The organism is Pedobacter sp. TM02, assembly GCF_059705275.1.
The window spans coordinates 3,339,339-3,358,393 of record NZ_AP046530.1 but is presented as its reverse complement, the minus strand read 5'-3'; the positions used below and the strand labels follow the sequence as shown (position 1 = coordinate 3,358,393).

Below are 19,055 nucleotides of genomic sequence, written 5' to 3'. Positions count from 1 at the left end.
GTTGCAGATGAAGTCTATACTTTCTAATCTAACCTTTCAGGTGTTGGTGGCCATTACCCTCGGCGTAATTGTGGGGGTGCAGTTTCCGGGGTTTGCGCCAAGTGCCGAGCTCATCAGCAAATGCTTCATCAACCTCATCAGCATGTTGATTGCGCCCATCATATTTTTTACCATCGTTTTGGGCATTGCCCATATGGGCGATATGAAACGGGTTGGCCGTGTAGGAGGTAAGGCCCTGCTGTATTTTGAGATCGTAACCACCGCGGCTATTGCCATTGGCCTTTTGGTAGCCAATATTTTAAAGCCAGGAGTTGGGGTTAAGGTGCCGGAAGGCGACGTGACCAAAATTGCCAAATATGCCGAGCAGGCGGGCGAAATCAAATGGCTCGAGTTTATTACGCACATCATCCCGAAAAATATATTCGAGGCTTTTAGCAAGGGCGAAATATTGCAGATTTTGTTCTTCGCTATTTTGTTTGGCTACGGACTGAGCAAGCTCGGCGCTCCGGGCCAATCGTTGCTGGGCACTTTCGACAAGATTTCAAAAGTGCTGTTCAACATGATGAAGGTAGTGATGCGCGTGGCACCCATTGGGGCTTTTGGGGGCATGGCTTTTAGCATCGGTACCTATGGAATTGGTACGCTTAAGCCGATGGCCAGCCTGATGGGCTCGGTTTACCTCACCTGTTTTCTCTTTATTTTTGTGGTGCTTAACCTGATTTGCCGTTTTTATAAGTTTAGCTTGTGGGCTTATCTTAAATACATCAGGCAGGAAATCCTGATCGTTTTGGGTACTTCGTCGTCAGAGTCGGTGTTGCCCAGCATGATGCGTAAAATGGAGGATATTGGTTGCGATAAGTCAGTGGTGGGTTTGGTGATCCCAACGGGCTATTCCTTCAACCTCGATGGCACTTCTATTTACCTGGCCATGGCGGTTATCTTTTTAACGCAGGTATTCAACATCGACTTGAGCCTGGGCGAGCAGATTTCGATCATGGCGGTACTGATGGTCACTTCGAAAGGGGCAGCCGGCGTAACGGGTAGCGGCTTTATTGTGCTGGCCAGTACGCTTACGGCGCTCAAGATCATGCCGGTTGAGCATATTGCCATTTTATTGGGCGTAGACAGGTTTATGAGCGAGGCCCGCGCCATTACCAACATGATTGGCAACGGCATTGCCACCATCGTAATTGCCAAAAGCGAAAACGAATTTGACGAAGAAAAATACCGGAACGCCATTAAGCCCCTGGCTATTGAAAAAGCAGAAGGAGATCATTTTTAGCCTTGATGAAAAACAATTTATTCTTTGTTTTGGCCATCGTGCTTTTTTGCGCCTGCAGATCGGCCGAAAAGGAAGTCGACGCAAAACCATCAGAGATTATTTCGGTGGTGTTTATGCCCGGCGATACCATTAAATTTGAAAAGGATAGGCTGCTGATGGCAAAAAAAATAATCCCGCAGTTTAGCGAAGAATTTTTTCAGCGGCCTGACGAAGCTTATGCCACTCGAGGTATGGGCTACGAACCCCAAAATAAGGAAGAAAAAGAATTCAATCAGTTTTCCTGCGAGGTTTGCAAAGACGATTATTACCTGATGTACGCCTATTTTCTAAAGCAGCGAAACAGCAAGCCAAATTTTGACAAGGAAAGGCAAACCCTGATTGCTGTGTTTAGACTGATTAATGAACTGAATGGTAGGCTCCAAACAGGCGGTACTTATTTTGCCCATCAACATCAACGCATCTACGCTTATGCAGCCTACGCGGTTTATGTATATGATAAAAGTTATTACGACGAGAAAAGCTACCCCATCACTAAGGAAAAAAGCTTTTTTATTGGCGGATTGAAGCAAAAGGTGCTGGATGATGAACTTTACAACTTTGAGGAGGCTATAGAAACAGTGGCCAAAAAACAACGGCGGGAAGAACTGCTGAAGATAATCGGTCAGCTAGATAAGCTGATTACCGATGATTTCTACTTGGCCGAAGCCCAAAAATTTCAATATTCGAATTGTTAAAGGATAATGCCTGTCGGGTTAATAGGTGGCATGCATCTTATTCCAGACCAGTGTGCCTAAAATAAAGATGTGACAAATTATCTGCCTTTTGCAGTTGACATTGCATTTCAATTACCTTAGATTTGCATGCAAAAAAATAGATATAATGAGTGTTTTAGTAAATAAAGATTCAAAAGTAATTGTTCAGGGTTTTACCGGAAACGAAGGTACCTACCATGCTGAGCAAATGATAGCTTACGGTACGAACGTTGTTGGTGGTGTAACCCCAGGCAAAGGTGGCCAAACACACTTGGATAGACCTGTATTTAACACTGTAAAAGATGCAGTTGATAAAGCTGGCGCCAATGTATCTATTATTTTTGTACCTCCTCCGTTTGCCGCCGATGCCATTATGGAAGCGGCCGAGGCTGGCATTAAAGTAATCGTTTGTATTACAGAAGGTATCCCAACCAAGGATATGATCGCTGTAAAATCTTATATCACCGGCAGGGATTGCCGTTTAATCGGTCCTAACTGTCCAGGTATCATCACTGCCGACGAAGCTAAGATCGGTATCATGCCAGGCTTTATCTTCAAAAGAGGTACGGTAGGTGTGGTTTCAAAATCTGGAACTTTAACTTACGAAGCGGTTGATCAGGTTGTAAAAGCAGGCATGGGTATCACTACGGCTATCGGCATCGGTGGCGACCCGATTATCGGTACAACCACCAAACAAGCTGTTGAGTTGTTGATGAACGATCCAGAAACCGAAGGTATCATCATGATTGGCGAGATTGGCGGCGGCATGGAGGCAGAAGCAGCCCTTTGGATCAAAGAAAACGGTACCAAGCCGGTTGTAGGTTTCATTGCTGGCCAAACAGCGCCTCCGGGACGCAGAATGGGCCACGCTGGCGCCATTGTTGGCGGTGCCGACGATACAGCGGCGGCCAAAATGAAGATCATGGCCGAGTGCGGTATTACCGTGGTAGAAAGCCCTGCCGAAATCGGAGCTGCCATGGCTAACCTATTGAAAAAATAAGCAAACCTTTTTTGGATTTACGATAGTAAAAGCATTCTACTTGGTAGGATGCTTTTTGCGTTGATGGGGTTCGTATCAGCAATACTTGCGAAGTTTTAAAACTCCGCAAGTGTTTTGCCAATTATGACTTTCACCTAACGAGCCCAAGTCGCTAAAAACCCCTTCGATTGATTATATTTGTATAAGGCTGTAAGCAAAAACCAAAATGCGCGACAAAGCGTATATAGTTTGTAAACAGTACATCAAATGAAAACAATGATCAATAAAACAGTTATGGTGCTCGGCTTGTTGCTGTTGACAGGTTTGGCCGCCTGTGCGCAACAAGACAAGAAAGCGCCTTCAAAAACCACTAAGCACATGGAATACAATAAATTAACCAAGGAAGAAGAAGACGTAATCGTACGTAAAGGAACCGAATATCCGGGTACCGGCAAATACGACAAGTTTTTTGAAAAAGGAACCTATACCTGCAAGCGCTGCAATGCGCCTTTGTACCGGTCTGATTCTAAATTCGATGCCCATTGTGGCTGGCCGGCTTTCGACGATGAAATTAAAGGTGCTGTGAAGCGTGTACCCGATGCCGACGGACAGCGTACCGAAATCATCTGCGCCAATTGTGGTGCCCACTTGGGCCACGTGTTTGTAGGCGAAGGCCTGACTGCCAAAAATACCCGCCATTGCGTAAATTCTATCTCCATGAATTTTGTGCCTGATAAAAAGCAATAAGAAATATCCCGTAACAACCACAAATGCCCGGCAAAAGCTGGGCATTCGTTTTATGTAGCCCTTGATCTTTCGTTGCAACATGCTACAGGTTGCCTTAATAGCATAAGCTGTTAAGGTGTGTGCGCTTTTTGAGGCCTAGGCCAACAGGTAGGTCGAATCTGATAAGCTGTGGCCAGGTTATTGCACACCAGCGCATACTCCTGCAGGGAGAATAAACAAACTGGTTGTAGCCAAACAGTCCAGTTTTTGTATATTTGCCATCCGCTTAACAAATAGATGATGCAGATTGTCTTTAATTTGTAGCGTAACGGAATGTATATTTTGATCATGGCAAGCTTCGGCTGGCCAGCAAAAAACCATGAATAGATGAAATATCATTTACAGCTGTTAGCGATTCTCTGCTTTGCCTCTTTTGCCGTAAAGGCGCAAGAAATAGTGGCCAAAGCTACCGATACCACCAAGCAAATCATATTGGCCACCTATTACGCCAAAAAATTCGAAGGACGCAAAACCACCAGCGGCGAAAGATACCGCGCCAAGAAATTTACGGCGGCCCATCGCACCTTGCCTTTTGGTACCATCATCAAGGTGAAAAACCTGGTAACCGGCAAAACCGTTGAGGTGAAAGTGAACGACCGTGGGCCCTTTAGCAAGAAGTTTTCTTTAGACATTTCGCAGGGAGCTGCCAAGGCTTTGGGCATTTACAAACTGGGTTATGCCCGTGTGGAAATTGCCTATGTAAAGCCCGACTAACGTACTCCAAAAAAGAGTGTCGCAACACGGTTTTTAAAATTATTAACACTCGTTTTAATTTACTAAGTCCTTAAAAAGAAATAATTAGCTTTTTTCTATGTCGTTTCTGACAAAAAACTGATGAAAAATCAGGTCGAATCAAACAGGATGTTAACAACTTTGTGGCCTAAAACAGGGGTCAACATTTATATTTGTTAAACAAAGTTCTTTAAAAAGAATCCACTCCGATATATTATTAAGTACTTCATATTTAGTTGGTTAAAAAGCATTGAAAATCGAATGTTTTTTAAGTTTTCAGCTGGATGCGGTTTGTCGGCGGTGGATATTTGATAAAGGCTTCCGAGATAAGGAGGGCTAGCAAAGGAATCGGGTGCCCAAGGCACCATTCCAGAAATGATGCCCGAAATAGAATTTGCTAAACGTTAAAAATTGAGCTAATGGAGAAGGAACAAGAATTACTATTAAAGGAAAACAAAGACCGCTTTGTGCTCCTCCCAATTAAATACCCCGCTATTTGGGAAATGTACAAGAAGAGCGAAGCCAGTTTTTGGACGGCCGAAGAAATCGATTTATCCGACGACCAAAAGCATTGGGATAACCTGAACAGTGGCGAGCGCCATTTCATTTCCCATATTTTGGCCTTCTTTGCCGCCAGCGATGGTATTGTTAACGAAAACCTGGCCGTAAATTTTATGAGCGAGGTACAAATTCCAGAAGCACGGTGCTTTTATGGTTTCCAGATCATGATGGAGAACATCCATTCGGAAACTTATGCCTTGCTGATCGATACCTACGTGAAAGATCCTGAAGAAAAAGACCGCTTATTCCATGCCATAGAAACTGTTCCTGCCGTGAAGAAGAAAGCAGAATGGGCCTTGCGCTGGATAGAAAACGGCAATTTTGCCGAGCGTTTGGTGGCTTTTGCTGCGGTAGAAGGCATTTTCTTCAGCGGTAGCTTCTGCTCTATTTTCTGGCTCAAAAAACGTGGCCTGATGCCAGGATTAACGTTCAGCAACGAGCTGATTTCAAGAGACGAAGGCATGCACTGCGAGTTTGCCTGCCTGTTATACAGCATGCTGAAAAACAAACTAAGCGAAGAACAGGTGCATACCATCATCAAAGATGCCGTTGAAATCGAAAAGGACTTCATCACCGATGCCCTGCCGGTAAAACTGATCGGCATGAATGCCGATTTGATGAAACAGTACATCGAATTTGTGGCCGACAGGTGGGTATCTGAATTGGGCTACAAAAAAATATACGGCTCAACCAACCCATTCGATTTTATGGAGATGATTTCGCTGCAAGGCAAAACCAACTTCTTCGAAAAACGTGTAGGCGATTACCAAAAAAGCGGCGTATTGACCGCATCAGACAACAAGGCTTCGGCATTTTCGTTGGACGACGATTTTTAAAGCAAGGCTTAGAGATGGAAGGTTTAAGGTTGAGGATAAAGTCTCAGGCCTCAAATCTCACATCTAACTGCTAGTAATAATAAAATATTTTAAAACCTGGTGCCGCTATCGTAAGGTACGCACCATTAAATAATTGATAGGATGTTTGTAATAAAAAGAGATGGCCGCCAGGAAGCGGTAAAGTTTGATAAGATAACCGCTCGCATTGAGAAGTTATGTTATGGTTTTAATGCAGAATTAGTAGACCCGATTGATGTGGCCAAGAAGGTAATCGAAGGGCTTTATGATGGTGTTACTACATCAGAACTGGATAACCTTGCGGCAGAAACGGCAGCGTCTTTAACTACAAAGCATCCAGACTACGCTTTGTTGGCATCGCGTATTGCGGTTTCCAACCTGCACAAAAACACCATCAAATCGTTTTCTAAAACGATGGAGCTGCTGTACAACTATATCGATCCCAAAACCGACAAATCGGCCTCTTTAATTGCCGACGATGTTTGGGAAGTAATCAAAAACAACGCCGATATCCTGGATAGTACCATCATCTACGACAGAGATTTCGGCTTCGACTATTTTGGCTTCAAAACCTTGGAAAAATCCTATCTTCTAAAGGTAAACGGCCAAATTGTTGAGCGCCCGCAACACCTGTTCATGCGTGTAGCCGTAGGTATCCACAAAGAAGATATCGATAGCGCCATCAAAACCTATAACCTGATGAGTGAGCGCTGGTTTACCCACGCTACGCCAACCCTGTTCAACGCGGCTACGCCAAAACCCCAAATGTCGTCGTGCTTCTTGCTCACCATGCAAGACGACAGCATCGAAGGCATTTATGATACTTTGAAACAAACGGCCAAAATTTCGCAGAGCGCTGGCGGTATTGGTCTAAGCATCCACAATATTCGTGCAACTGGCGCATACATTGGCGGTACCAATGGTACCAGCAACGGTATCGTACCGATGTTGAGGGTATTTAACGATACAGCCCGCTATGTAGACCAAGGTGGTGGCAAGCGTAAAGGTGCCTTCGCTATTTATTTGGAGCCTTGGCATGCCGATGTTTTCGAATTCCTGGATTTGCGCAAAAACCACGGTAAAGAGGAAATGCGTGCCCGCGATTTGTTCTATGCCCTTTGGATCTGCGATTTGTTCATGCAACGCGTAGAAGAAAACGGCGATTGGAGTTTGTTCTCACCAGATGAAGCACCAGGCCTGGCCGATTGCCACAGCGAAGAATTCAACAAATTATACACTAAATACGAATCAGAAGGAAGAGCCCGCAAAGTAGTAAAAGCACAAGAATTATGGTTTGCCATTTTAGATTCGCAAATCGAAACCGGTACACCTTACTTGTTGTACAAAGATGCGGCCAACAGCAAGTCGAACCAGCAAAACCTGGGCACCATTAAAAGTTCTAACTTGTGTACCGAAATCATTGAATACACTTCTAAAGACGAGGTAGCCGTATGTAACTTGGCTTCGTTGGCTTTGCCTAGATACGTGATCAATGGCGAGTTCGACCACCAAAAACTATACGACGTAACTTATCAAACTACTTTAAACTTAAACAAGATTATAGATCACAACTACTATCCTGTTAAAGAGGCCGAAAACTCTAATTTGCGCCACCGTCCGGTTGGTTTGGGTGTGCAAGGTTTGGCCGATGCCTTTATCTTGATGCGTTATCCTTTTGAAAGCGATGCCGCCAAAGAATTGAACAAAGATATTTTCGAAACCATTTACTTCGCCGCCATGACAGCCTCTGCTGATCTGGCCGAGAAACATGGCCCGTACGAAACCTTCAAAGGATCGCCATTGTCTAAAGGCAAATTCCAGTTCGATTTGTGGGGCGTAAAGCCAAGCAGCAACCGTTGGGATTGGGATAAATTGCGCAAACGCGTGATGAAAACCGGTGTGTACAACTCTTTATTGGTAGCACCAATGCCAACTGCTTCTACTTCGCAAATCTTGGGCAATAACGAATGTTTCGAACCTTATACTTCGAACATTTATACCAGAAGGGTATTGAGCGGCGAGTTTATCGTGGTAAACAAACACTTGCTGAAAGACTTGGTTGCTTTAGGCTTATGGAGCCCGGCCATGAAAGACAGGATCATTTTGGCCAACGGTTCGATCCAAGACATCCCTGAAATCCCAGATTACATCAAAGAACTGTACAAAACAGTTTGGGAAATCAAGATGCGTAACATCATTGATATGGCGGCCGATAGGGGTGCTTATATCTGCCAATCGCAATCGTTGAACTTGTTCATCAATGCGCCAAATACTTCGAAATTAACATCGATGCACTTCTATGCTTGGAAAAAAGGCTTGAAAACTGGTATGTACTACCTACGTACGCAAGCAGCCTCGCAAGCGGTGAAGTTTACGGTAGAGAATCAAGCTGGCAAAGCCATGGAGGCGGTTATCCCAGAGGTAATCGAAAATCCGGCAGAAGAAATCATTTCAGGCCCGGTTTGTACCATGGAAGAAGGTTGCATCAGCTGTTCAGGCTAGTAGCCAGCAAGCTAGATATAATTATAAAGTAAGGTTTTGGGCGAAAGTTCAAAACCTTTTTTGATTAAAATGGCTAAATAGTTGCAACAATAAAACTAAGTACTTAGTTTTATTGTTGCCTAAATATACATCTATGAGAAGACTTTTTTTAGCAGTTTTGTTAACGTCAATTCACTTTACAATTTCTGGTCAGACCATAACAATTAAAGGTATTGTTAAAAACTCAAAGGATAGTCTGGTTATCTTTCAGAAAATCGATTATGATCCTATTACACTAGATTATGATAATAAGATATATAAATCAGATATAAGCAAAAAAGGTAATTTTATAATAACCTTGCCCGTTAACAACGTTTCTCAATGGATATTAAATGATTCGAAGATATTTAACCTTGTTCCAAACGAGGATCTTGAATTAATTATTGAGTGCAATGGAGTTGGAAATATTGAAGAGGTGAAAGCAATCGGTAATCATGCAGAAAACTTCAATTATTATTTCTATGCAAAAAAAGCTAAGGAAACTAAATACCCATCAGCCGATTTTTCCAAGAGCTTGCAATCATTGGCCACACAAGACCAGCTAAAACTATTAAAAGAACAATCGGCCTATCAACTAGGCAAATTAGACGAGTATTTAGCTAAAAATCAAATGTCGAAAAGTTATTATAAATGGAACCAAACATTCTATAAGTATTATCCATATAAATACTTTTATGAAAAATCATATGGAAAATGGGATAGCGTTACGTTAAATTTATTGATGGATATTCCCCATGATGACGATTATGCCGCACTAAATTCTAACCTATACAATAAGTTAGTAGACTTTTACCTACATCAGAAATTTAACCAGGGAAAACTGCCCATAGATAACAAGCAATTTTTTGACTTTCTTAAAGAAAATGACTTGTTGAAAAATCTAACAAAACAAGTTTTTTTGACCAGAAAGATGTCGTTATTATTTAAATCAAGTGACAGCTTGTATAATTTAATGTACTCGAAATATAGAGCCAGTGTTGATAATAAACAGTTGATTGATCTTATAAATAAGGGAAGGCAACGCCATAAGGACGAATTGATTCAAAGTAGTTTATCACGTGAAAATGTGAGCCAAAGCGCTTCTTTAAATGAAATTTTCAGCAAATATAAAGGCAAGGTAATCTACCTCGATTTTTGGGCCAGTTGGTGCGGTCCTTGTAAGCTCGAGATGCCAAATTCGGCGAATCTTAAGAAAAGACTTCAGGGAAAAGATATTGTATTTCTATACTTTGGATATCAGGACAAAAAAGAAAATTGGTTAGCGGCCAGAAACGATTTGGAAATAGGGGGAGAACATTATTTGTTGAATGAAAAGTTAATAAGAGAAGCAAATGAACTTTTCCAAATTTTAGGAATTCCACATTATGTTATCATTGATAGGGATGGAACAATTATTAATAAAAAGGCTCCATTGCCTAATGATGCTTATAATGAACTCTTGAAATTAGCAACTAAAAAATAGCTAAAGCAATATTATGGTAAGGTTTTGGGCGAAAGTTCAGAACCTTATTTTTTGTTCCTACTTTTGCAATGTGAGGATAGCTCACAACCCATAACTCGCAACTCATAACCCATAACCCATAACTCATAACCTTGAACCCTATCAAACATAGCAAACACGAAATCATTCCCTGCGAAAGATGTGGCACTGCTATAGAGTGCAAGGCCAATGCGTACACCAAATGCCAATGCAGTGCCGTACAGCTTACCATAAATGAAGTGCAGCACATCAGCGAGCTTTACGATGGCTGTTTATGCGCCAAATGTTTATTCGAATTGCAGGAAGAATACAGGGCTTCCATCTAAGCGCCTGCTTGCAAATGTTAAAATTTCCTAAATAGTTGCAATTGGTAAACTATATTTATAGTTTGGTCTGAACCAATCAAAAGCAACCATGAAAAATCATCTCTTATTAGCTGGCCTGTGGCTAGTTGCCGCTACGGCCTTTGCCCAAAACGTTAAGGTAAAGGGCGTCGTTAAAAACAGTGCCGATAGTGTTATCGCGTTTCGCAAAAACGGCTTTAATGCCGTGACGAGAGCCAGAGATGGCCAGCGTTACAAAGCCAAACTCAACAGCAAGGGCGAATTTGAAATCACCTTACCCGAAAAGGCTATTCAGGAATGGCTTATTGAACAGGGCGATCAGTTTGCCTTGTTAGACCTCTGCACCGGTCGTGACCTTAACCTGGTGATCGATTTTACACAAACGATGAGGAACAGGGTATCGGCTACAGGCCCAAACGCCGCAGAGGTTAATTTTTTAAGCTACCTCGACAAAAAACAAAACGAAAAATATGGCGACTTTTACGAAAAGCTTAAAGGCCTTAATCCCGCCGAAGTGCTAAAACTGCGCAAGGAACGCGCCGAATTTCAGTTGGCTACGCTAGAAGACTACCATCGGCAAAATAAGTTGGGCGATGATTACTATAAATGGCTCAAAACCCTTTACAAATACGAACCTTACGAACGGACTTTGGTCGAACAGCTGAGCGCCGAACAAAGAGCGGATCCTAATTACGTAGCCTTGCTTACCGCCAATGGTTTTAACGACGATTATGCAGCCATGCACTCCAGCGAATACAACGACTTGGCCAATTACTACATGCATTTTAAGATCAACGGGTCTAAGTTCCCCTTAAAAATTGCAGATTTCTTTGAGTTTGGCACAAAAGACAACCTGGGCGGCTTAACCAAGCAGGTGTTCCTAACCAGGCAGATGATGTTTTTTGCCGCCAACAGCAAGGATAGTTTATACAATGCCATGTTGCAAAAATTCAAGACATCGGTAAACCACAAAGAACTGTTGCAGGTTATTGCCGATGAGCGCAACGCCTATTTGGCAAAATTGGCCAAGAGCAACCGCTCTACCGAAAACGTAAGCCAAAGTGCTTCGCTCAACGAAATCTTTAAAAAATATAAAGGCAAGGTCATCTATCTCGATTTTTGGGCTAGCTGGTGCTCGCCATGCCGTAGCGAAATGCCCAATGCCAGGCAACTCAAAAATAAGCTAAAAGGCAAAGATGTTGTATTTCTGTACTTTGGCTATAACGACAAAAAAGAAAACTGGCTAGCCGCCCGTAAAGAACTGGAAATTGAGGGCGAACATTATTTGTTAAGTCCGCAATTGATTAGTGAAGCCAACCAGCTCTTTCAGCTAACCGGCATCCCACATTATGTTATCATTGGCAAAGACGGTACGATTATCGAAAAAAAAGCGCCCCGGCCACTCGATGCTTTTGCGCAGCTGTCTAAACTTGCCGAAGAGAAATAATTAGGCCTAACGCCCATGCAAATTTTTAAAAACGCGTATGGGCGTTTTGCAAGTTTTTCTGTAGGCACCGGCACAAACCAAGAAATCGATTTTCAGGCCCTTTTCAGCCCTTTTAAATCACGATTCCGGCAAATGTCAACTGTACTTGGTATTTTGGCGAAAATCGTCCCTGAAAGCTATTTGAAGCCTTAAATGCACCGAAAATATTTGTTGAAAATAATTCCGAAAAGTGGTAACAAACCCTCGGCTTACACATCTATATCACGCTAGATAAATGGTTTATCTGCTGTAAAAAAAATGAAAAACAAATATTATGGAAACGCTGATTTTAAATTATTGGTGGGTTTTATTGGCATTGATTTGCCTGGTGTTATACAAGTATATTTTGAGGTTCCTATTTGGGATGGTGATCGTGCCCGAAGACAGGATCGGGCTAATTACTAAAAAATTCGTGCTCTTTGGTTCGGAAAGGGAATTGCCCGACGGGCGTATTATCGCCCTGAAAGGCGAAGCCGGTTTTCAGGGCAAAACCTTGGCCCCCGGACTTTACTTTGGCATGTGGTTTTGGCAGTACAGTGTTACCATGGAACAGTTTACGGTTATTCCGGAAGGGAAAATCGGATTGATCATGGCCAAAGACGGTGCCGAAATTCCAACCGGAAACATTTTGGGCCAGCGCGTAGACAGCGATAACTTTCAGGATGCGGTTAAATTCTTGGAAAATGGAGGACAGCGAGGCAGACAGGCCACCTACATTACCTCGGGTTCCTATCGTATCAACACCTTGCTGTTTCAGGTGTCTATTACCGATATGGTCCGCATACAGGAAAGTATGGTGGGCATTGTAACAACCTTGGATGGCTTACCTATCGAGGCTAACCAAATTGCGGGCAAATGGGCAGAAGGACATAATAATTTCCAAGACTTTGATGCCTTTATTAAAAACAATGGCAACAGGGGCTTGCAACCTCAGGTAATCTTGGCCGGTTCGTACAACCTCAATCCGTGGGCCATTCAATTGGAAGAAACTCCCATGACGGAAATCCCCATTGGTTATGTTGGCGTGGTCATTTCTTACGTCGGACAGGAAGGCAACGACCTTACTGGTGCCGATTTTAAACATGGCAATATTGTAGCCAAGGGCTCTAAAGGTGTTTGGTTAGAACCGCTTGGCCCGGGCAAATACCCGATCAACAAATACACCATGAAGGTGGAGCTGGTGCCTACCACCAATTTGGTGCTGAATTGGGCAAGCGCACGCAGCGAGGCGCACAACCTCGATAAAAACCTGTCGACCATTACGGTGCGTTCTAAAGATGGTTTCCCATTCAATTTGGATGTGGCGCAGATCATTCATGTGCCTACCACGGAAGCGCCAAAAGTGATTGCCCGTTTCGGTAACATGGTGAACCTGGTGTCGCAGGTTTTGGAGCCAACCATTGGCAACTATTTCCGTAACTCGGCCCAAGATAGTGATGTAATCGCTTTCTTAAGCACCCGTAAAGAACGCCAGGAATCGGCTAAAGACCATATCCGTAAAGTATTGGACGAATATAACGTAAATGCGGTTGATACCTTGATCGGCGATATTGTGCCACCAGAGTCGCTGATGAAAACGCTAACCGACCGTAAAATAGCCGAAGAACAAAAAATAACCTACAATACCCAAAAACAGGCACAGGAAACCCGTCAGGGCATGGAAAAAGAAACGGCCATCGCCGATATGCAAAAGGATATCGTAAAAGCGCAACAAAGCGTAGAAATTGCCGAGCGTACCGCAAGTGCAACGGTTAAAAAATCAGAAGGTGATGCTGCTGGCGTAAAACTGGCCGTTGGCGCCGAGGCCGAAGCCACCAAAATGCGTGCACATGCCGAGGCCGAAGCTACGAAAGCCAGGGCGCAGGCTGATTCTGAAGCCATTAAGTTAAGGGCATCGGCCGAAGCCGAGAAGATCTCGTTGACCGGTAGTGCCGAAGCCGGAAAAATCCTGGCCGTGGGTAAATCAACCGCCGAAGCTTATGAACTGGCCGTTAAAGCCTTGGGTGGTGAGAATTTTACCCGCTACAAAATTACCGAAGAGCTCTCAAAAGGCCACATCAAACTAATCCCCGATGTGCTGATTGGTGGCGGGGCCAATGCGGGCGGTACAGCCATAGACGGACTTCTGGGCTTGAAACTGATGGAAATGATGGATCCCGAAAAAGGCAAGGAGCAACTGATTGCAACAGCAGCAACAACCGAAGTGCTAGAGGTTAAAACCAAACCACAAAAAGATTAGCCAAGTAGACTTGCGAAGTTTTGAAACTTTGCAAGTCTTATCTTCTTCTTTCCAGCCTCCAAGCTTTTTTGTACCTTTGCCCCGTAATTTTGAATTTTGAATGTTGAATGATTGAATGTTAGCTTATTCATTCATTTTATCATTCACTCATTCTCTAATTTAAAAAAGATGAGCAAAGTAAAAGTAGGTTTGGTGCAGATGAGCTGTACCAAGAATAAACAGGAAAACCTCGACAAGGCGATTGTTAAGGTGAGGGAAGCCGCAGCTAAAGGCGCGCAAATCGTTTGTTTGCAAGAGCTTTTTACCTCGCTTTATTTTTGCGATGTAGAAGACTACGACAATTTTGATTTGGCAGAAGCCATCCCAGGCCCGTCAACCGATGCTTTATCGGCAGTAGCCAAAGAGCTCAACGTGGTTATCATTGCCTCGTTGTTCGAAAAACGTGCCGAAGGCCTTTATCACAATACCACTGCAGTGTTGGATGCTGATGGCAGCTATTTGGGCAAATACCGCAAAATGCACATCCCCGACGATCCGGCTTATTACGAAAAGTTCTACTTCACGCCTGGCGATTTGGGCTACAAGGTTTTTCAAACCAAATATGCCAAAATCGGTATTTTGATCTGCTGGGATCAATGGTATCCTGAAGCTTCGCGAATTACTGCCTTAATGGGCGCCGATATCATGTTCTATCCAACGGCAATTGGCTGGGCTACCGACCAAGACGAAGAAACCAACAAAGACCAATACAATGCTTGGCAAACCATTCAGCGTTCGCATGCAGTAGCCAATGGCGTACCTGTAGTGAGCGTTAACCGTGTAGGTTTTGAGCAGGATGGCGCCATGAAATTCTGGGGCGGCAGCTTCGCTACCAACGCCCAAGGCCGTATTCTTTACCTGGCTTCGCACGATCAGGAAGAAACCGAAGTGGTTGAACTCGATACCAAGGAAACCGACTTCTTCCGCAAGCACTGGCCTTTCTTGAGAGACAGAAGGATAGATTCGTACCAACCGATTACCAAAAGGTATTTGGACGGAGATTAGGATAAGGTCGGGAGACCGAAGTCCGTAAGTTGCTTTCAAAAAATCTAATGACAAGTTTTTGAAAAACACATAGATGCTGTATATTTCAGTCTACCTAAAAACATACACCTATGTCATTTAAATTTGAACAACTGAAAGTTTGGCAAAAAGCATTGGACTTAGCTGATGAAATTGACCAACTTACAAGGACTTTTCCAAGGGAGGAAGTTTATGTGTTAAGCTCGCAGATGAAGAGAGCAGCAGATTCTGTAGTGTTGAATATAGCTGAAGGCAGTACAGGACAGAATAACGCAGAGTTTTGTAGATTTTTAAGATACTCGTTGCGTTCAGATATTGAAGTCGTAGCTTGCTTATACTTAACTAAGAGAAGAAAATATATAAATGAAGAACGTTTTTCGACACTGTATCATTCCTGTGAAGAGGTGCTGGTCATGATTAACGCTTTGATCAAATCATTGAAATAATGTCTAACAAAGAGACTAATAACGATAATATCAAAAGACTTTCGGAATCTTCGCTTTCCGAACTGTCAACGCCCAAAAAACAAGGCTACACTTTCCCTGCCGAATGGGCCAAACACGAGGCAACCTGGCTAAGCTGGCCCCATAAAGAGGCTTCGTGGCCGGGCAAGATCGAAACCATTTACGCTCCTTATTGCCAGTTTATCAAAGCCGTTGCCAAAGGCGAAAAAGTACGCATCAACGTCAGGGATGAAGCAATGAAGGCTTTCGCTATTGCCGAATTGCAAAAAGTGGAGGCCGATTTGAGCCAAATCGAATTTTATTTTAACGAGAGCAACGATGCCTGGTGCCGCGACCATGGTCCGGCGTTTGTGGTAAAAGGCAAAGAAAAAGCGGTGGTCGACTGGGGCTATAATGCCTGGGGTGGTAAATATCCGCCTTACGATTTGGATGATGTGATCCCGACCAAAATAGCCAGGCACTTTAACCTGCCTTTGTTTACACCGGATATCGTGATGGAAGGCGGTTCGGTAGAATTTAATGGTGCAGGAACCATTTTAACCAGTACGGCCTGCCTCCTCAACGAAAACAGAAATCTGCACCTGAACAAAGAACAGATTGAAACCTACTTGAAAGAGTTCTATGGCGCCGAACAGGTGCTTTGGGTAGGCGATGGCATTGTAGGCGATGATACCGATGGCCATATCGACGATATAACGCGCTTTGTAAACGAAGATACCGTGCTTACGGTGGTAGAAAGCAATCCGCTGGATGAAAACTATTTGTTGCTGCAAGAAAACCTGGAAGCACTTAAAGGCATGAAGTTGCTTGATGGAAGACCGTTGAACATCATCAAATTGCCGATGCCATCGCCGGTCATTTACGAAGACACCCGTTTGCCGGCTTCTTATGCCAATTTTTACATCGCCAATGCGGCCGTTATTGTACCAACCTTTAGGGATGTGAACGACAAGCCGGCGCTCGAAATCATCCAAAAAGCCTTTCCAGACAGGGAGGTTATCGGTATCGATTCGACAGATATTATTTGGGGCTTGGGCAGCTTCCATTGTTTGAGCCAGCAAGAACCAGCCGTTTAGTTTTAATTTTCGGTTGCCAGGGGCTATTGTTATACATTCTGAGCTTGTCGAAGGATAGCTAGGGATGAAATAATTAAACGGTCTAATTTTAAAAACAAAAATAGAGCTATATCTTTGGTTTGAGTTAAACAAAATCAGCCATCAAGGGTTTTCGACAGGCTCAGACTGACATAAACTAAATTAAATGAAATTACTAGAAGGAAAAACAGCCCTGGTTACAGGTGCATCAAAAGGAATAGGGCGTAAAATAGCCGAAAAATTTGCCGAACAAGGGGCCAATGTTGCATTTACCTACCTGTCGTCTGTAGAAAAAGGCGAAGCTTTGGAAAAAGAGCTGCAAAGCTTTGGCACCAAGGTGAAAGGCTACAGGTCAGACGCTTCAAAGTTTGAGGAAGCCGAAAAACTGATCAATGATATTGTGGCCGAATTTGGCACCATCGATATTGTGGTGAACAATGCGGGCATTACCAAAGACGGCCTGTTGATGCGCATGAGCGAAGAAAACTGGGACGATGTTATGAATGTAAACCTGAAATCGATTTTCAATGTCACCAAGGCTGCCTCTAAAGTAATGATGAAAGCCCGTAAAGGCGTATTCATCAACATGAGTTCGGTAGTTGGCGTTACGGGCAATGCTGGTCAGGCTAACTATGCGGCTTCTAAGGCCGGTATCATCGGTTTTACCAAATCTATTGCCAAAGAGCTGGGCTCACGTAACATCCGTGCCAATGTCATCGCTCCAGGATTTATCCGCACCGAAATGACCGATGTATTGGATCCGAAAGTGGTTGAAGGTTGGGAAGCTGGTATTCCGCTGAAACGCGCTGGCGAAACCGAAGATATTGCCAATGCTTGCGTATTCTTGGCATCAGATATGAGCGCTTATATCACCGGGCAAACCCTATCGGTTTGTGGCGGTATGCTTTAAGCACTGAAGAAATTGGAAAAAGAAAGGCGGAGGGTTTGTGCTCTCCGCTTTTTTTTGGCATTGAGCAAATTAATTGTTTAGTTAAACTATTTTATGTTTATTTATGCTATACATTTAATGGTGCTGTAACATTCGCTTAATGTTAGTGTTCGATTTTTGAACCAATCGATTTACCAGTCGGGTTCATTATGAAAAACATTGCTGAACAAAACAGGTTTGCTACCATTTGGATCATGATAGCGGTCTTTTTATCTTATACTGGAATGTATGCCGTCAGGAAATCATTTCTCGCCGGACAGTACGCTCAGGTTGATATTGGCTTTGGCTTGGATGCCAAGACTACTTTTGTCATTAGTCAGGTTCTGGGTTATATGGTTTCCAAATTTCTGGGCATCAAGATTATTTCGGAGATGCCAAAAAGCAGAAGGATAAGCTGGCTGTTGGGACTTATTCTTTTTGGCTTGGCCATGCTCGGTCTTTTTGCTCTACTGCCGGCCAGGTTTAAGGTAATTGCGCTCTTCCTCAACGGTTTGCCCTTAGGCATTGTTTTTGGCGTGGTTTTTTCGTTTATCGAAGGCAGAAGGAATACCGAACTGCTGGCTGCCGCCCTGAGTGCCACGTTTATTTTCTCTACCGGCCTGGTTAAAACCGTGGGGCTGCTGGTAATCCAGAATTTGGGCATAAGCGAATTTGCCATGCCCTTTGTTACCGGGCTGTTGTTTTTGCCTGTATTTCTGCTCTCGCTTTGGATGCTGAAAAAAGCAAAAATGCCCAATGAAAAAGACATCGAGGAGCGAACAGTGCGTGTGCCCATGTACAAGGCCGACCGCAAGGCGTTTTTAAGGTCGAACGGGATCGGTTATTTTGCTTTGGTAGCCATTTATGTGCTCCTTACCATCGTAAGAGACTTTAGGGATAATTTCATCGTAGATTTCTGGGCCGAAAAAGGATTGGCCAAAGCGCCACAGCTTATTACGCTTACAGAAATTCCGATTGCCATTGTCGTACTTGTTATTGCAGCGGCGGGTGTACTGATCAGGAAAAACAAGCTTGCCTTTAATTTTGGCATAGGATTGGCCATAGCCAGTGCCTTGCTCATCCTGTTGTCTACCATGCTTTACCAGCACGAAAGAATGAACGCCGTGGCCTGGATCATTACAAGTGGTATCGGCATTTACCTTCCTTATATCTTATTCCATTGCCTATTGTTCGAAAGGCTGATTGCCTTGCTCAGCTACAAGGGCAATGTGGGCTTTTTATTTTACCTGGCCGATGCTTTGGGCTATTTGGGTAGTGTAGCCGTGCTGATACTTAAAGAAATTGTAGGTTTTAAGCAAAGCTGGGGTAGCTTTTTCATCTCGCTCAATCATATTTCGGCAGTGTGCATGCTGGCCATATTGATTTTGGTACTGCTTTATTTCAACAATAAAATACAACAAAAAAACAAGCAATTGGCCATAGTTGCCTAGTGCTTTTTGCCATTGATATT

General features: G+C 43.5%; 15 protein-coding genes and 1 pseudogene. All 16 read left to right on the top strand.

Annotated features, from left to right (window positions below; translation table 11 throughout):
• The first annotated feature begins 7 nt into the window (after window positions 1-7).
• The 16 genes and pseudogenes from dctA (at window position 8) to AC6H1S_RS14290 (ending at window position 19,035) form a co-directional block, all read left to right on the top strand.
• Entirely contained in the window at window positions 8-1,282 is a 1,275-nt protein-coding gene (gene dctA / locus AC6H1S_RS14365; protein ID WP_497564037.1) for a C4-dicarboxylate transporter DctA, read from the top strand.
• A gap of 5 nt (window positions 1,283-1,287) precedes the next feature.
• Complete coding sequence (locus AC6H1S_RS14360; RefSeq protein ID WP_497564036.1) at window positions 1,288-2,016, top strand: hypothetical protein; 729 nt, start codon at window positions 1,288-1,290, stop codon at window positions 2,014-2,016.
• 145 nt (window positions 2,017-2,161) lie between these two features.
• Window positions 2,162-3,034 carry a succinate--CoA ligase subunit alpha gene (gene sucD / locus AC6H1S_RS14355; RefSeq protein WP_199139227.1) on the top strand — a complete coding sequence of 291 codons (873 nt, stop codon included), beginning with the start codon at window positions 2,162-2,164 and terminating at the stop codon, window positions 3,032-3,034.
• A 246-nt stretch (window positions 3,035-3,280) separates the two neighbouring features.
• Window positions 3,281-3,760 (top strand): methionine-R-sulfoxide reductase, encoded by a 480-nt coding sequence (locus tag AC6H1S_RS14350; protein WP_199139226.1) that lies wholly within the window; start codon window positions 3,281-3,283, stop codon window positions 3,758-3,760.
• A gap of 366 nt (window positions 3,761-4,126) precedes the next feature.
• Window positions 4,127-4,513: a septal ring lytic transglycosylase RlpA family protein gene (locus AC6H1S_RS14345; protein WP_497564035.1), complete on the top strand. Its 387-nt coding sequence runs from the start codon at window positions 4,127-4,129 to the stop codon at window positions 4,511-4,513.
• 437 nt (window positions 4,514-4,950) lie between these two features.
• Window positions 4,951-5,928, top strand: coding sequence for a ribonucleoside-diphosphate reductase small subunit (locus tag AC6H1S_RS14340; RefSeq protein WP_199139224.1), 978 nt, complete (start codon window positions 4,951-4,953; stop codon window positions 5,926-5,928).
• 141 nt (window positions 5,929-6,069) lie between these two features.
• Window positions 6,070-8,448 (top strand): ribonucleoside-diphosphate reductase subunit alpha, encoded by a 2,379-nt coding sequence (locus AC6H1S_RS14335; protein ID WP_199139222.1) that lies wholly within the window; start codon window positions 6,070-6,072, stop codon window positions 8,446-8,448.
• 133 nt (window positions 8,449-8,581) lie between these two features.
• Window positions 8,582-9,949 carry a TlpA family protein disulfide reductase gene (locus AC6H1S_RS14330; RefSeq protein ID WP_497564034.1) on the top strand — a complete coding sequence of 456 codons (1,368 nt, stop codon included), beginning with the start codon at window positions 8,582-8,584 and terminating at the stop codon, window positions 9,947-9,949.
• A 230-nt stretch (window positions 9,950-10,179) separates the two neighbouring features.
• Window positions 10,180-10,293 (top strand): annotated as a pseudogene (locus AC6H1S_RS14325) (cysteine-rich CWC family protein); the annotation flags it as partial.
• An 88-nt stretch (window positions 10,294-10,381) separates the two neighbouring features.
• Entirely contained in the window at window positions 10,382-11,758 is a 1,377-nt protein-coding gene (locus AC6H1S_RS14320; protein ID WP_497564033.1) for a TlpA family protein disulfide reductase, read from the top strand.
• Between the two features lie 313 nt (window positions 11,759-12,071).
• Entirely contained in the window at window positions 12,072-14,036 is a 1,965-nt protein-coding gene (locus AC6H1S_RS14315) for an SPFH domain-containing protein (RefSeq protein WP_199139216.1), read from the top strand.
• Between the two features lie 168 nt (window positions 14,037-14,204).
• Window positions 14,205-15,080, top strand: coding sequence for a carbon-nitrogen hydrolase (locus AC6H1S_RS14310; protein ID WP_199139214.1), 876 nt, complete (start codon window positions 14,205-14,207; stop codon window positions 15,078-15,080).
• Window positions 15,081-15,190: 110 nt separating this feature from the next.
• Entirely contained in the window at window positions 15,191-15,544 is a 354-nt protein-coding gene (locus AC6H1S_RS14305; protein ID WP_497564032.1) for a four helix bundle protein, read from the top strand.
• Window positions 15,544-16,638, top strand: coding sequence for an agmatine deiminase family protein (locus AC6H1S_RS14300; protein ID WP_497564031.1), 1,095 nt, complete (start codon window positions 15,544-15,546; stop codon window positions 16,636-16,638). The genes AC6H1S_RS14305 and AC6H1S_RS14300 overlap by 1 nt, the downstream gene beginning before the upstream one ends.
• Window positions 16,639-16,822: 184 nt before the next feature.
• On the top strand, window positions 16,823-17,566 hold the full coding sequence (fabG, locus tag AC6H1S_RS14295; protein ID WP_199139208.1) for a 3-oxoacyl-[acyl-carrier-protein] reductase: 744 nt from the start codon (window positions 16,823-16,825) through the stop codon (window positions 17,564-17,566).
• A gap of 188 nt (window positions 17,567-17,754) precedes the next feature.
• Entirely contained in the window at window positions 17,755-19,035 is a 1,281-nt protein-coding gene (locus AC6H1S_RS14290; protein ID WP_497564030.1) for a DUF5690 family protein, read from the top strand.
• The last annotated feature ends 20 nt before the right edge of the window (window positions 19,036-19,055 follow it).